Here is a 14,798-nt window from a genome sequence, read left to right as displayed (position 1 = left end):
CGTGACGCTGCGCGTCGTCCGATTGAGCAGGCGCACGCCGAGCCGCTCTTCCAGCCGCCGCAGCGAGTCGCTGAGCGATGAGGCCGAAACCCCACGCTTGCGGGCGGCGGCGCGAAAGCTGCGCTCCCTTGCAATCGCCGTGAAGGCATCCAGATCACTCAAGGGAAGATCGCTCATTGTGCATTTTTCCGTACGGCCTGTTCGACACTATCCGGATTATCGCACAAATACGAAAGCGCTAAAACGGTGTCCGGCAGCGCCGCCCCGGCGCGGACGTCCGATAGCGCGCCGCTCCGGCGCAAAGAAGGAGAAGACAATGCAGACCTATCGTTTGGGAAAGACCGGACCTGATGTCTCGGCCATCGGCCTCGGCTGCATGGGCATGTCGGGCATGTATGGTCCCTCAGATCGCGCAGAAAGCATCGCGACGATCCATGCCGCGCTCGATGCCGGCGTCAACCTGCTCGACACCGGCGATTTCTACGGCATGGGCCACAATGAAATGTTGATCGGCGCGGCATTGAAGGGCCGCAGGCGCGAGAACGCCGTCATCAGCGTCAAGTTCGGCGGCCTGCGCGATCCGGTCGGCGGCTGGAACGGCATTGACGCCCGCCCGGTCGCGGTCAAGAATTTCCTCGCCTATTCGCTGCAGCGCCTCGGCGTCGACTATATCGACATCTACCGCCCCGCCCGCCTCGATCCGAACGTGCCGATCGAGGACACCGTCGGCGCCATCGCAGATTTGGTCAAGGCGGGTTATGTCAGGCATATCGGCCTGTCGGAAGTCGGCGCCGATACGATCCGCCGCGCCGCCACTGTTGCCCCGATCGTCGACCTGCAGATCGAATATTCGCTGATCTCACGCGGCATCGAGGAGAAGATCCTGCCGACGACACGTGAACTCGGCATCTCGATCACTGCCTACGGCGTGCTGTCGCGCGGCCTGATCAGCGGCCACTGGCAGAAGGGCCAGAGTGCGACGGCAGGCGACTTCCGTAATTACAGCCCACGCTTTCAGGAAGGCAATATCGAGCAGAACCTCGCTCTGGTGGAGAAGCTGCGCGAGATCGCCGAGGCAAAGAGCGTCTCGGTCGCCCAGATCGCCATCGCCTGGGTCGCCGCCAAGGGCAAGGATATCGTCCCGATCATCGGCGCTCGCCGCCGCGACCGACTGAGCGAGGCGCTCGGCTCACGCGCCGTCGACCTGTCGCCAGAAGATTTCGAAGTTATCGAACGCGCCGTGCCGAAAGACGCTGCCGCGGGTGGGCGTTATCCCGAGCATATGCTGCAGCATATGGACAGCGAGAAGTAAGCAAGGGATGGAAGGGGCTGCGACTTGTGCCATGCGCCCCTTCTCTCTACTCCTCAAATCGGGCCGGAGAACGTATCGCAGGCTGACAACTGGCCGCTGTCGAAGCCACGCTTGAACCATCTGACGCGCTGCTCCGAGGTGCCGTGGTTGAAGCTTTCCGGCACGACATAACCCTGTGACCGCTTCTGCAGCGAGTCGTCGCCGATCTGCTGGGCGGCGTTCAGCGCTTCCTCCAGATCGCCGGACTCCAGCAGGCCCTTCTGCTGGGTATATTTGCCCCAGATGCCGGCGAAGCAATCGGCCTGCAGCTCGACGCGCACCGACATCTTGTTGGCTTCGGCCTCGCTCATGCGCTGACGCGCCTGGTTGAACTTCGGCAGGATGCCGAGCAGGTTCTGCACGTGATGGCCGACCTCGTGGGCAACGACATAAGCCTCGGCGAAATCGCCAGACGCGCCGAAGCGGTCGGAAAGCTCCTGGAAGAATTCGGTATCGAGATAAACCTTGTGGTCGCTGGGGCAGTAAAACGGGCCTGTTGCAGATGATGCGGAGCCGCAGGCCGATGCCGTCGAGCCCGAGAACAGCACGAGGCGTGGCTCCTCGTAATTCTGGCCCTGCGCCTGGAAGATGCCCTGCCAGGTATCTTCGGTCTCGGCAAGAACGGTACGCATGAAAGCAGTCATCTCGTCATTGGCGGGCGTGCGTGTTCCGCCGGACTGGCTCTGCTCGTAGCCGGGACCGCTCGTCGTGCCGCCGGTATCGAGCACCTGCATCAGGTCGATGCCCATCGCCTTGAAGATAAAATAGATGACGACGAGGAAGATGATCGTACCGATGCTGAGGCCGCCGCCGGCGCGGCGAACGCCGCCGCCGGAAGGGAAATTAAAGCCGCCGCCGCGGCCGAAACCGCCACCGGTCGGATCGCTGCGGCGATCTTCGATATTGTCGGACTGACGCCGGCCTCTCCATTCCATCTTCGCTCTCCCCGGCAATGCCTGTGCTTGCACTCAAGGAGTCTATATATCCGTCGGCGGCTGGAATTCCAGCGACTTCATCGGGCAATCAGGCGCCCGCGTCGGCGGCGCGATTCTCCTCACCCGGACGGTAGTGTATCGTCCCGCCGCTGTTATAACCCGTTGCGATGACGAAATCGCAGATGCGGCTAAATTCGCGGAATGAAAGATCAGCAGCAACCGCGCTTAAATGGCGCGAGACATGGCCTGGAGAAGGCCATCAGGATTTCAGCGGGTTCGACGGCGAGCAATCTTTCGGCCGCATCCAGTTGGACCAAACGAGCCACGGCAAGTCAGGCATGTCGTGGAACGCCACCCGCGTACCGTGGGTGCGAAAGCATTTGATGCCTCACCGCGGATGGGAAGAAACCTCGCGGGAGGCTTGCCGTAAGGTTGAGGAGCACTACGAAAAGCTGCTGGAACTGCATGGCCGGTCGGAAAATCGACGATAACCGACTAAGGCAGCGCTAGCATGTTCTCGACCGATGTGCGTGACGAGAGCGGCACCCCTCTACCATTTCACGCTGATCCCGACCTTCGCCCCGATGGCGTTGCTGTCGCCAAAGTCCTTGAGGCTCGTGCGGGCGAAGGCTTCGCCGTTGAGCGCATAACGGTCGTCCGACCAACTGAGCGAACCGCCCACGCCAAGGCCGCCCCAGAGCGCCTGGTTCTCGCTGACGAGGCTGGTCCCCGAGACATCGACATCCGAGCCGTTGAGGAAGTCATGATAGAGATTGGCGATGCCGTAGAGCTTCACGCGGTTGATCTTTCCGGAGGCATCCTTCCAGTCGCCGTCATAATCGGCAGAGATGCCAAGACGGCCGGTCAGGCTGTCGCCGTCGTCGAGCGATACATCGGCGCCATATTGATCGGTGAAGCTGTCGAAGCGCACGGAGGAATAGGCTAGCTGCGCCTGCGGCGTCAGCGACCACTGGCTCGTCAGCGCGATCTTCTGGCCGGCTTCGACGCTGAACCCATAGCCGAAGCCGTCATTGCCGTCGGCAAGCGTGGTACGAAGGGTCGAGGATTTGATATCGCTGCTGTACCAGGTCACACCAGCCTGCGCATCCACGTAAAAGCCGCTATTGCCGTACCAGGTCAACGTGCCCTCGAAGCCGTAGCCTGTCGTGTCGATGTCACCCCTTCCGAAGCGCGAGGAAATGTCGGCCGAGGCGGTATCGACATGGAAGCTCACGCCGCCGATCAGCGCGCCGGTTCCGCTTTCATGCAGCATTCCGTCGACGCCCGCCTGCAGCGTCCAGCCATTTACATCGTATTCGGTGCCCGCCGTCGAGGTCTCCGGCTCAAAATGCGAATGCGTTCCATCGATGCGCGTCCAGATCGCCCTGGCAGGCTTCCCGGCGTCGTCGGCCGATTGACCGTCGTCCTCCTCGCGCCCGCCAGTGCGCTGGCGCAGCGTTCCGAACTCATTGAGGCTTCGCAGCACGCCGGCATAGGCTTCGTAGAGCGGCACACCGGGCGCATAGAGTGGCACGACCTCGGTGCCGGAGGGATCGCGCAGGGCCGAGCGAAGATACCAGTCGCCGTCAGCCGGGGTACTGGTGCCACCTTGGTAAAGGCGATAGCCATAGGCCCCGGCGACCACGGCTTGATCCCCTTCGAACACATAGTCACCAAGCAGCGAGAAGCTGCCGGCCGAGGTGCCGCCGACATCGACGATCTTGATGCCTTCGACGGTTTGCGCGCCACCGCCTCCGAGGTAGATCACTTTGACACTGGTTGTGCCTGACGTGTTGCCGGTGACGACGAGGCGGTCGGTCGATGACGTATCGTCGCCGAGCACGCTCTCGATTTCGAGCGTGCCGCCGCTGCCGGTATAGTTGCCGGAGATCGTCAGCGTGCCGATCGAATTGCCCGGCGCGATCGTGCCGGCATTGATCACATCGCCGAAGATCGTGCCGGTGCCGCCGAGAATGCCGGCTCCCGATGTCGTGACCGGGCTGGTGATCGAGCCGTTGACGGCAAGCCGGCCACCGCTCACCGTCGTCGCGCCGGTATAGGCGTTGACGCCCGAAAGCGTCTGCCTGCCTCCAGTGACGCTCAGTCCGCCCGTGCCGCCGATGACGCCCGCGAACGTGTCGTTGGCATTGGTGATCGTCAGGGTTTGGGCTCCGAGCGCCACGGTGCCGCTGCCGGCCAGGCTCTGGATGGTAGGAGATGCAGAGGCGGAAACGTCAAAAGTGCCGTCGGCGACAACCCGGCTCGAACTGGCGATGGCGCCGGCGCCGGAAAGGGCGAGGCTGCTGCCGAAGTCGATCTGCGTCTGGCCTGAGTAAATGCTGTTTGCCAGCAGGCTGAAAGTACCGCCACCCGTGACGGTCAGACCGCCGACGCCGGTGAACCCGGACGCTGCGTCGGTGCCCAGCGCGAAGCCGGCGGTGTCAATCGTCAGCCCGCCGGCGAGCAGATTGAGCTCAGTACCGTTGAAACTGTTGATGAAGGTGGCATTATTGGCCCCCGCGCGCAGAATTCCGTTGTCAAAATTGGCCTGGCTCCCGCCGGGGCCGCCCCGAAGGGACAGCGTCTGCAACGTGCCGCCGCCGCTGATGTTGAGTGTGCCCGACGACACGGCATTGCCACCCAGCACCGTATTGGACCCCGTGGTGACTTGTCCGTCGTTCTCAACGTTGAGCGTGCCGATGCCGAAAAAGCCGACATAAAAAGTTCCGCTTGGTATGTTCCATTGCGATCCAGGGCCGGTGACAGTGACGGTCCCGGCGCTTCCGGCTGGTACCCCAAGCCGGGAGCTGCCCGTGCTGGTCAGACGGCTGCCGTTCTGGATCGTCAAAGTCCCAGGCACAGTAGCGCTCTGGCCGACATTTATAGTACCCACCGAGACGCTGACCGGGCCGGTGACACCGAGGATTGCCGGTGTATTGCCCGGTGCACCCGGCGTACTGATGTTGACGGTTGCACCGGCACCAGGAACGGTGCCTCCCGACCAGTTACTCCCGTCCGTCCAGTCGCTGCTTGTCAGGCCGTGCCAGTCAGCGGTTTGAGCCGCCCCGGCGGATAGGACCACAAGCACCGCCGCCGATACAGTCGAGAGGTACCGGTGTCGCCGAACTGACCACCGACGCCTTCCCGCGCCACTTACCGCAGTTCTCCTGTTAAATAAGACACCCGCCCGCATTATATCGCCCCTCAAAATACTCTTAGGGATTGACTCTAAACGGGATTCAACCGGAATTAACAACCCAGTCGCGAAAAGAACTAGCGGGTGTTCAGAAATTGTCACAGGCGCGGGTGAAAAATGCCACCGGACCGCTCGGCACGCGGCCGCGAGTTCAGCCGCCATTATCTTGGTTAGCTAAGGTCGTAGGCCCCGACGAAGCGAAAGAGCGGCGCGCCCTGGTCGTCCTTTGCCCGCGCTTCAAGGCCTCGTCTTCGGGTCGCTTGAATCTCAAGGGTTTTCTATAAGTTGGGCCGCATTTTCTGCCAATTGAATTTCCGTCCCACTTTCGTTGACCGCATCCCTTAGTTTTCAATGGCTTGCGATTTGAACGCTTGGGCCGGTCAGCCGCTGGCCGCCGTTTAGTGCCGAGATCTCGCGCGCAAACTCTCCGCTCGCTTCCGCCGCTTCCCCCCAAAACCCCTTACAGATCAGACGGTCCCGCGAATTCCCGGTAATTCCCAGATAATACCGGTTAGTGCCATGTGCTCTTGCGGGTTACATCACCGCCGCAGCAAGGGCAGCCGGCGATTCCGTTCCGGTGAAGACGACCGCGTGCATGATCCGGCCAGGCACGAAAGTGAACAGGCCGGCAAGGACGATGCCGCCGAAATAAAGGCCGGCGACGATGCGTTTGTGCAGACGGATATCGCCGCGGCGGGCCGCCGCGATCGCATTCCAGCTGCCGAATAATGTTGCGATCGACAAAAGATGGATCGGGCTGAACCCGTAGAAGAGATCGAGTTGGTGAATGAAGAAACTTGATATTGCCGTTACAATCATCAGCACCATCCAGATCCTGCCGAGCAGCCGGTGCAGCGGCGTGCCCTTGGGGCGCAGCAGGATATAGGCGCCGAGAAGGGCCGCCGGCGTAACAGCGGCGACATGGATCTGAACGGCGAGCGGGGCATCGAAGAGCGGTTCGAGGGTCATGAGCGGCATCCGGTTGAATTCGATCGCTCTTTCCGCCAAGACTTCATCTGCCTCAATCCGAACCGCGCGAACGGCAGGAAAACTTCGTGATTCACCCCTTCTTGCAATCCACGCTTCGCGAATTGCAGGTCTTTCTCCACTCCCGGCGCTTCTGGGGAACCTTTGCCGCGATCGTCCTGCTCTTTGCCTTCACCGGCCCCTACGGCACGATGCAAAGCATGGCCTTCGGCGAACGCCTCGCCTATTGGCTGAGCCTGCATGCCCTTGCCTGGGTGATCGCCATCCTCTGCGCGGTCGCGGCCGAAAAACTGCTGCGGGAGGTGATCGTTTCCATGTTCGCCCGCATGATGACGGGTTCGCTCGCCGCCGCCCTGCCGATCGGCTTTGCCATCGGCCTCGTAGACTATGTCTTCACCGGCGAAACGACCACGCTGCAGAGCGGCCTGCAGCGCGCGCTTTTTGCGGTGCCGCTCTGCGCCCTCTTCTGCCTTTTGACCTACATGGCGATGAGCCAGAAAATCGCCGAAGCCGCAGCACCTGAGGAAACCGGCCATGGCACCTCGATCCTCGACCGGCTGAAGCCTGAGAACCGTGGCCCGCTGCTGCGCCTTTCCGTCCAGGATCACTATACCGAGGTGGTGACCGGCCGCGGGCGCGAACTGGTGCTGCTGCGGTTTGCCGACGCACTGAAGGAAACCGCCGCAACGCCGGGCCTTCGCGTTCATCGCTCGCACTGGGTGGCCGACGCCCATGTCGAAAGCCTGAAACGCGACAATGGCAGGCTGCTGATCCTCACCCGCGACGGCACGAAAATCCCGGTCAGCCGCAGCAATGCCGAGGATGTGCGCCGCCGCTTCACCTAAAGAAGACGCGCCAAGCGCTTGACGGGACTCCCGCTTTCGCTCTTCCGGAAGCAGGGCGGCGGCGAAATCCGGGTGGTGGTCGTGTCTAATGGAAAACAGTCTTTCGCGCCGTGTTGGATTCCTGTCGATTCCGCGATTTATGGGGTTCCGTTTGCAAATACATTTGCCTATAAGCCGCTTCTAGCCTGAAAAGACCCAGCATGCGCGACCCGACCCGGTGATCTCCCACCCTGGCCGGCTTTCTGCGCAGCCAGAAAACGGAAGCACTCATGCCGAAGCGCCAAGATATCAAATCGATCCTCATCATCGGCGCGGGACCGATCGTCATCGGCCAGGCTTGTGAGTTCGACTATTCCGGCACCCAGGCCTGCAAGGCGCTGAAGGAGGAAGGCTACCGCGTCATCCTCGTCAACTCCAACCCGGCGACGATCATGACCGATCCGGGCCTTGCCGACGCCACCTATGTCGAGCCGATTACCCCCGAAGTCGTCGCCAAGATCATCGCCAAGGAGCGCCCGGATGCGCTGCTGCCGACCATGGGCGGCCAGACGGCGCTGAACACCGCGCTTTCGCTGAAGCGCATGGGCGTGCTCGACCGTTACAATGTCGAGATGATCGGCGCCAAGCCCGCCGCCATCGACATGGCCGAGGACCGCGCGCTGTTTCGCGAGGCGATGGCCCGTATCGGGCTGGAAACCCCGCGCTCGATGCTGGCGAACGCCACCGACATCAAGGACCTCGACCGCAAGACGCACGAGGCCGAGCGCAACAAGCTGCGCGAAAGCCTCTCCGGATCCGATCTCGACAAGGCGCTGGACGAGCTGGAAAACCAGTGGAACCTCGGCGAGAGCGACCGCAAGCAGCGTTACATGAGCCATGCCATGGCGATTGCCGCCCAGGCGATCGACCATGTCGGCCTGCCCGCCATCATCCGCCCCTCCTTCACGCTCGGCGGCACCGGCGGCGGCATCGCCTACAATCGCTCGGAATTCTTCGAGATCGTCGGCGGCGGCCTCGACGCCTCGCCGACCACCGAAGTGCTGGTCGAGGAATCGGTGCTCGGCTGGAAGGAATATGAAATGGAGGTCGTCCGCGACAAGGCGGACAACTGCATCATCATCTGCTCGATCGAGAACATTGATCCGATGGGCGTCCACACCGGCGATTCGATCACCGTCGCGCCGGCGCTGACGCTGACGGACAAGGAATACCAGATCATGCGCAACGCCTCGATCGCGGTGCTGCGCGAAATCGGGGTCGAGACCGGCGGCTCGAACGTCCAGTTCGCCGTCAATCCGAAGGACGGCCGTCTCGTCGTCATCGAAATGAACCCGCGCGTCTCGCGCTCGTCGGCCCTCGCCTCGAAGGCCACCGGCTTCCCGATCGCCAAGATCGCCGCCAAGCTCGCGATCGGCTATACGCTGGACGAACTGGATAACGACATCACCGGCGGCGCAACGCCTGCCTCCTTCGAACCGTCGATCGACTACGTCGTCACCAAGATCCCGCGTTTCGCCTTCGAGAAATTCCCCGGCGCCTCGCCGGTGCTGACGACCGCGATGAAATCGGTCGGCGAAGTCATGGCGATCGGCCGCACCTTCGCCGAATCGCTGCAGAAGGCGCTGCGTGGCTTGGAAACCGGCCTGACGGGCCTCGACGAGATCGAGATCCCCGGCTTTGAAGAGGGCGAATCCAGCCAGAACGCCATCCGCGCCGCAATCGGCACACCGACGCCCGATCGCCTGCGCATGGTCGCCCAGGCGCTGCGCCAGGGCATGAGCGAAGCCGAAGTCCACGAAGGCTGCAAAATCGATCCCTGGTTCATCGCCGAACTGAAGGCGATCGTCGAGATGGAGGCCCGGATCCGCGAGCACGGCCTGCCTGATGATGCCGCTAACCTGCGCAAGTTGAAGGCTATGGGCTTTTCCGACGCGCGCCTGGCGACGCTAACCGGCAAGCGCCCGAAGGAAGTGGCCGAGCTGCGCAATAGCCTGAACGTCCGCCCTGTCTTCAAGCGCATCGACACCTGTGCGGCCGAATTCGCCTCGCCGACGGCCTATATGTACTCCACCTATGAGACGCCTTTCGTCGGCGCCGCCCGCTCCGAAGCGCTGGTCTCCGACCGCAAGAAGGTCGTCATCCTCGGCGGTGGTCCGAACCGTATCGGCCAGGGCATCGAGTTCGACTATTGCTGCTGCCACGCCGCCTTCGCGCTGAAGGATGCGGGTTATGAGGCGATCATGATTAACTGCAACCCGGAAACCGTCTCGACCGACTACGATACGTCGGACCGCCTCTATTTCGAGCCGCTGACAGCCGAGGACGTGATCGAGATCCTGCGGGCAGAACAGGAAAAGGGCGAGGTCGTCGGCGTCATCGTCCAGTTCGGCGGCCAGACGCCGCTGAAGCTCGCCGAGGCCCTCGAAAAGAACGGCATCCCGATCCTCGGCACCGCGCCTGACATGATCGACCTTGCCGAGGACCGCGACCGCTTCCAAAAGCTCCTGATGAAGCTCGACCTCAATCAGCCGAACAACGGCATCGCCTATTCGGTCGAGCAGGCCCGCATGGTTGCCACCGAAATCGGCTTCCCGCTGGTCGTACGTCCCTCTTACGTGCTCGGCGGCCGCGCCATGCAGATCCTGCATTCGGAAGGCCAGTTGCAGAGCTACCTGCTCGATACCGTGCCTGAACTCGTGCCTGAGGATATCAAGCAGCGCTATCCCAACGACAAGACCGGCCAGATCAACACCCTGCTCGGCAAGAACCCGCTGCTCTTCGACAGCTATCTCAGCAACGCCATCGAAGTCGATGTCGACTGCCTCTCCGACGGCACCGATGTCTATGTCGCCGGCATCATGGAGCATATCGAGGAAGCCGGCATCCATTCCGGCGACAGCGCCTGCTCGCTGCCGCCGCGCTCGCTGTCGGTCGAACTGCTCGACGAGCTGGAGCGCCAGGCCAAGGCCATGGCCAAGGCGCTCAATGTCGGCGGCCTGATGAACGTCCAGTTCGCCATCAAGGATGGCACCGTCTACGTTCTCGAAGTCAATCCGCGCGCCTCGCGCACCGTGCCCTTTGTCGCAAAGACCATTGGCGCGCCGATCGCCAAGATCGCCGCCCGCGTCATGGCCGGCGAGAAACTCGATGCGACCTTTGCCGCCTATGGGCAAAAGCCCGATCCGCGCAAGCTGAAGCACATCGCCGTCAAGGAAGCCGTCTTCCCCTTCGCCCGCTTCCCCGGCGTCGACACACTGCTCGGCCCGGAAATGCGCTCGACGGGTGAGGTCATCGGCCTCGATACCGATTTTGCGCTGGCCTTCGCCAAGTCGCAGCTCGGCGCCGGCGTCGAGCTGCCGCGCGACGGGACGGTCTTCGTCTCCGTCCGCGACGCGGACAAGCCGCGCGTGCTGCCGGCGATCCGCATCCTCGTCGAGCAGGGCTTCAAAGTGCTGGCGACCGGCGGCACTGCCCGCTTCCTTGGCGAAAACGGCATCACAGCTACCAAGATCAACAAGGTGCTCGAAGGCCGTCCGCACATCGAGGACGCGATCCGCAACCGCCAGGTCCAGCTCGTCATCAACACCACCGATGGCAACAAGGCGATCTCGGACTCCAAGTCGCTCCGCCGTGCGACGCTGATGCAGAAGGTGCCCTACTACACGACGATGGCAGGCGCAGAGGCCGCCGCCCAGGCGATCAAGGCGCTAAAAGCCGGCAATCTCGAGGTGCGGCCGCTGCAGAGCTATTTCGCCTGAGATACGGAACGCCATCGCTCGATGAGCGATGGCGCCAGCCTTGCCATTGCGGCGTCGCCGGAGGCTTCGGAATCAGTTTATGCAGCTGCCAGCATAAGGCGCTGAATTGTCAGCATATCTTCGCGAAATCGTGCCAGTTCATCCGCTTTCAGCCGCTCGTCGGGAATACGCAGCAGATAGGATGGATGCACCGTCACGAAGAGCGTTCGCCTCTCGTCGATCGCGATCGCTTTCCCCCTGACATCCTGCAGCCGCTGTTTCGTATCGGTCAGCGCCGCAAGCGCCGTCGCGCCCATGGCGACGACCAGCTTCGGCTTGATCAGCGCCATCTCCAGATCGAGCCACCAGCGGCAATGCTTTACCTCGCCCATATTGGGCTTCTGATGGATGCGACGCTTGCCACGCGGCTCATATTTGAAATGCTTGACGGCATTGGTGACGTAAAGCGATGAGCGGTCGATGCCCGCTTCAGTGATCACTTGATCGAGGAGCCTGCCGGCGGGACCGACGAAGGGGCGCCCTGATATATCCTCCTGGTCGCCCGGCTGCTCGCCGACGAACATCACCTCGGCATCGCGCGGCCCCTCCCCGAACACGGTTTGCGTCGCCTTCGCATGAAGCGGACAACGGGTGCAGGCGGCAGCTTCCGCGCGCAGCGCTTCCAGCGTGCCCGCCGGTGCTTCAGGTTCGGCGGGAAGGCTGCGTGCCGCCTGCTGAAGCCGGTCATGAAAAGGCAACGACTGGGTCGCCTCTCGTGCGGCCATGGCCCGCACCTTGCTCTCCGCCGATGCGATTAGCCCAGGGATGAGATCGGCTTCTGGCAGGTTCTTCCAGTATTTTTTCGGCATCTCCGCCTGCATCGCCTTCAGCTTCAATCGCGCCGGATTGAAAATGCTGGCGTAGTAGGTGCGCCAAAGTTCATCGGCAGCATCGGTGAGATTGGGTTTTTCGCACGGCTCGTCGCTCATCGTCAGCCGCTCGCCATCCCAGGCGGCCGATCCCTTGGGCGTGACGATCAGCCAGTCCATGTCGGTGAAGCGCCGTTGGAAGAAGGGGGCAGTGCGCCTGACGATATGGTGATCCGGTTCGAACCAGGCGAGGAATTTTCGACGGTCAGCCGATACCGCACCAACCTCCTTGAAGCGGACGAAGGCCGTCATCTTGTGCGCGTCGCGTCGAACGTTTTTCGCCATCAGCCTGGCACGGGCAACGTCCTCGTCGGAAGCCACTTCAAGCAGTTGCCGGTCCAGTTGCAGCCGCCAGAGCAGACGGTAAAGCAGGGAAAAGCGCGCCGGGTCGGAATGGCAGAGAACTGTCTGCGCGAGCTCGATGAAGGCGGGCGGCACCGTCATCGGCTTGCGTGCCATGATAGGCGCCGGCGGCATGGCGTCGCGTTGAAACGCAAGGTCCGCCTCCGCGCCTTTTTCGCGCCAATCGATCTCTTCCGGCAGGATGCCCGCAGCCGCGAAAGCGCGCGCGGCGTCGCGCCATTCGGCAAGCTCCCCGCGTCCCGTAAGCACGACCCGGCGCATCACAGCAACGACAATTGTTCGGGTTGCGGTTCGAACATGGCGCGAAGGTCGGGGCGCTCGATCAATCGGCGCGGCGACCAGCCTTCCGCCGAGATGAAGGATTGGACCTTCTTGATCGAAATGCCGAGCCGCTGGAGATCGTCCAACCGCAACCGGCGAAAACGCCGGGCCGAAACGATCGCTTTGACTGTCTTGGTGCCGAGACCCGGCACGCGCAGCAACCGTTCACGCTCGGCTTTGTTGATATCGACGGGAAACTCGGCCCGGTTGGCGAGCGCCCAGGCAAGTTTGGGGTCGAGCGTGAGATCGAGCATGCCACCCGCCTGGTTCGCGGTGATCTCGTCGATGCCGAAACCGTAGAATCGGTAGAGCCAATCGGCCTGATAGAGCCGGTGCTCGCGCATCAGCGGCGGCTTGATCAGAGGCAGATTTTTCGACGAGTCCGGGATGGGGCTGAAGGCGGAATAATAGACGCGCTTCAGGCCGTAGCTGCTGTAAAGCCGGCCGCTGGTCGCAAGAATCGTCGCATCGTTCGCCCCGTCGGCGCCGACGATCATCTGCGTGCTCTGGCCGGCCGGCACGAAACGTTGACGCTTCTTCGTCCGCAGCGTCGGTTCGCTGGCGGCCTCGATCTTCAGCCTCAGATCTCCCATCGATCGCCGGATATTGGCAGGCTTCTTTTCCGGCGCGAAGCGGGTGATGCCGTTGTCCGTCGGCAACTCGATGTTAAGCGACAGCCTGTCGGCATAAAGCCCCGCCTCCTCGATCAGACGCGGTGACGCCTCGGGGATCGATTTCAGATGGATATAGCCGCGGAAATTATGGGTCACACGCAGTTCGCGGACGATGCGGACCATCTCTTCCATCGTGTAATCGGACGAACGAATGATGCCGGAGGAAAGGAACAGGCCTTCGATATAGTTGCGGCGGTAGAATTCCAGCGTCAGCCAGATGACCTCCTCGGGCGTAAAGCGCGCCCGTTCGACATTGCTCGACGAGCGATTGACGCAATAGGCGCAGTCGTAGATGCAGAAATTGGTCAGCAGTATTTTTAGAAGCGAAATGCACCGCCCGTCCGGTGCATAGGCATGACAGATGCCGGATCCCTCGGTCGAACCGAGCCCGCCACTTGCCCGGGAATCACGTGTCACCGTGCCGCTGGAAGCGCAGGAAGCGTCATATTTCGCGGCATCGGAAAGGATGGCCAAGCGTTCTGTGAGCGACTTCTTCATTAGTATGTTCAGTATATGTTCTCTTATGCGGAGTCAATTGGGACGATCGGATTTCTGCCCATTTTCAAGGCGCACCACCTGATATCGGGGCGGGCGGCGTTTCTCTTATGCGAATTTTCTGGAAATCGGCCTTGGCGATCTGCTATAAGCGTCCGACTAAGATTGTGGCACGGTTCCGAAGCTCCCCTTCGGGACCTGTTTTCTTTTGTGTTCGCCGCTGATTGTGCGGATACGAGGATTGAAGGACAGAAAAATGGTTGAAAAGGTACCGATGACACCGGGCGGTTTCGTCAAGCTGCAGGAAGAGCTGCGCTGGCGCCAGCAGGAGGAGCGCCCCCGAATCATCGAGGCGATCGCCGAAGCCCGTGCTCATGGCGACCTTTCCGAAAACGCCGAATACCACGCCGCCAAGGAAGCCCAGAGCCACAATGAAGGCCGCATCAGCGAGTTGGAAGACCTGACGGCGCGCGCCGAGGTCATCGACCTCACCAAGATGTCGGGCGACAAGATCAAGTTCGGCGCCAAGGTGAAGCTCATCGACGAGGACACCGAGGAAGAAAAGACCTACCAGATCGTCGGCGACCAGGAAGCCGACGTCAAGGCCGGCCGCATCTCCATCTCCTCGCCAATCGCCCGTGCGCTGATCGGCAAGGAAGTCGGCGATTCCATCGAGGTCAACGCGCCGGGCGGCTCCAAGGCCTACGAAATCCTCCAGGTTTCCTGGGGCTGATCGCCCGCGAGCCGCGAGACCCCTCCCTTGCCTGATATCCGTGACGTCGAGATCATTGCGCCCAATTTCAAGCGCCGGCTCTCCGGCGTCACGTCGACGATCGTCCAGCTCATCCCGTGCCAGATCCGGCTCGGCATCAAGATCGCGACACTCGGCCCCGGCCTGCCGGAGGACCTGCCGAAACTGAAGTGGCGGCAGCTCCTCGGCCTTTGGCGCCCGCCGGCGCGCCGGC

Annotated in this window: 10 protein-coding genes and 2 pseudogenes; 6 read left to right on the top strand and 6 right to left on the bottom strand. The window is 62.3% G+C overall.

What is annotated here, in order from left to right; all coding sequences use genetic code 11:
- Positions 1-177: LysR family transcriptional regulator (locus MOV76_RS33915; protein WP_247266165.1), on the bottom strand; the 177-nt coding region annotated here is incomplete at its 3' end.
- Positions 178-316: 139 nt separating this feature from the next.
- Between MOV76_RS33915 and MOV76_RS33910 the strand changes: the two genes are divergently transcribed.
- Positions 317-1,312 (top strand): aldo/keto reductase, encoded by a 996-nt coding sequence (locus MOV76_RS33910; protein ID WP_247266163.1) that lies wholly within the window; start codon positions 317-319, stop codon positions 1,310-1,312.
- A 53-nt stretch (positions 1,313-1,365) separates the two neighbouring features.
- Here the strand turns inward: MOV76_RS33910 and MOV76_RS33905 are convergent, their stop codons facing one another.
- Positions 1,366-2,286, bottom strand: a complete 921-nt coding sequence (locus MOV76_RS33905) for a neutral zinc metallopeptidase (RefSeq protein WP_047618476.1) — start codon at positions 2,284-2,286, stop codon at positions 1,366-1,368.
- Between the two features lie 201 nt (positions 2,287-2,487).
- Here MOV76_RS33905 and MOV76_RS33900 point away from each other — a divergent pair.
- Positions 2,488-2,777: pseudogene (locus tag MOV76_RS33900) on the top strand (hypothetical protein).
- Positions 2,778-2,836: 59 nt separating this feature from the next.
- Here MOV76_RS33900 and MOV76_RS33895 read toward each other — a convergent pair.
- Complete coding sequence (locus MOV76_RS33895) at positions 2,837-5,134, bottom strand: autotransporter outer membrane beta-barrel domain-containing protein (protein ID WP_247266164.1); 2,298 nt, start codon at positions 5,132-5,134, stop codon at positions 2,837-2,839.
- Positions 5,135-6,016: 882 nt separating this feature from the next.
- A complete protein-coding gene (locus MOV76_RS33890; protein ID WP_247266162.1) occupies positions 6,017-6,490 on the bottom strand; it encodes a DUF2306 domain-containing protein in 474 nt (157 codons plus the stop codon).
- Between the two features lie 47 nt (positions 6,491-6,537).
- On the opposite strand from MOV76_RS33890, the gene MOV76_RS33885 reads away from it, so the two are divergent.
- Both MOV76_RS33885 and carB read left to right on the top strand, forming a co-directional pair.
- The gene (locus MOV76_RS33885) at positions 6,538-7,314 is read left to right on the top strand and encodes a LytTR family DNA-binding domain-containing protein (protein WP_247266161.1); all 777 of its coding nucleotides are present in this window, start codon (positions 6,538-6,540) and stop codon (positions 7,312-7,314) included.
- A 269-nt stretch (positions 7,315-7,583) separates the two neighbouring features.
- Positions 7,584-11,072 carry a carbamoyl-phosphate synthase large subunit gene (gene carB, locus MOV76_RS33880; RefSeq protein ID WP_247266160.1) on the top strand — a complete coding sequence of 1,163 codons (3,489 nt, stop codon included), beginning with the start codon at positions 7,584-7,586 and terminating at the stop codon, positions 11,070-11,072.
- Positions 11,073-11,149: 77 nt separating this feature from the next.
- Here carB and MOV76_RS33875 read toward each other — a convergent pair whose 3' ends face one another.
- The gene (locus MOV76_RS33875) at positions 11,150-12,604 is read right to left on the bottom strand and encodes a UdgX family uracil-DNA binding protein (protein ID WP_018242995.1); all 1,455 of its coding nucleotides are present in this window, start codon (positions 12,602-12,604) and stop codon (positions 11,150-11,152) included.
- Positions 12,604-13,836, bottom strand: a complete 1,233-nt coding sequence (locus MOV76_RS33870; protein WP_018242996.1) for a putative DNA modification/repair radical SAM protein — start codon at positions 13,834-13,836, stop codon at positions 12,604-12,606. The genes MOV76_RS33875 and MOV76_RS33870 overlap by 1 nt, the downstream gene beginning before the upstream one ends.
- A gap of 253 nt (positions 13,837-14,089) precedes the next feature.
- Between MOV76_RS33870 and greA the strand changes: the two genes are divergently transcribed.
- Together greA and MOV76_RS33860 are read left to right on the top strand one after the other, a co-directional pair.
- A complete protein-coding gene (gene greA / locus MOV76_RS33865) occupies positions 14,090-14,566 on the top strand; it encodes a transcription elongation factor GreA (protein ID WP_003541639.1) in 477 nt (158 codons plus the stop codon).
- Positions 14,567-14,593: 27 nt separating this feature from the next.
- A pseudogene (locus tag MOV76_RS33860) lies at positions 14,594-14,798 on the top strand (glycosyltransferase family 1 protein); the annotation flags it as partial.

The organism is Rhizobium sp. PRIMUS64 (assembly GCF_023006465.1).
GTDB lineage: Bacteria > Pseudomonadota > Alphaproteobacteria > Rhizobiales > Rhizobiaceae > Rhizobium > Rhizobium leguminosarum.
This window is presented reverse-complemented; position numbering and strand designations above follow the sequence as displayed.

Coding starts and splice junctions, on each gene's coding strand:
- MOV76_RS33910 (WP_247266163.1), top strand. CDS start 317: ATGCAGACCTATCGTTTGGGAAAGACCGGACCTGATGTCTCGGCCATC.
- MOV76_RS33905 (WP_047618476.1), bottom strand. CDS start 2,286: ATGGAATGGAGAGGCCGGCGTCAGTCCGACAATATCGAAGATCGCCGC.
- carB (WP_247266160.1), top strand. CDS start 7,584: ATGCCGAAGCGCCAAGATATCAAATCGATCCTCATCATCGGCGCGGGA.
- MOV76_RS33875 (WP_018242995.1), bottom strand. CDS start 12,604: ATGCGCCGGGTCGTGCTTACGGGACGCGGGGAGCTTGCCGAATGGCGC.
- MOV76_RS33870 (WP_018242996.1), bottom strand. CDS start 13,836: ATGAAGAAGTCGCTCACAGAACGCTTGGCCATCCTTTCCGATGCCGCG.
- greA (WP_003541639.1), top strand. CDS start 14,090: ATGGTTGAAAAGGTACCGATGACACCGGGCGGTTTCGTCAAGCTGCAG.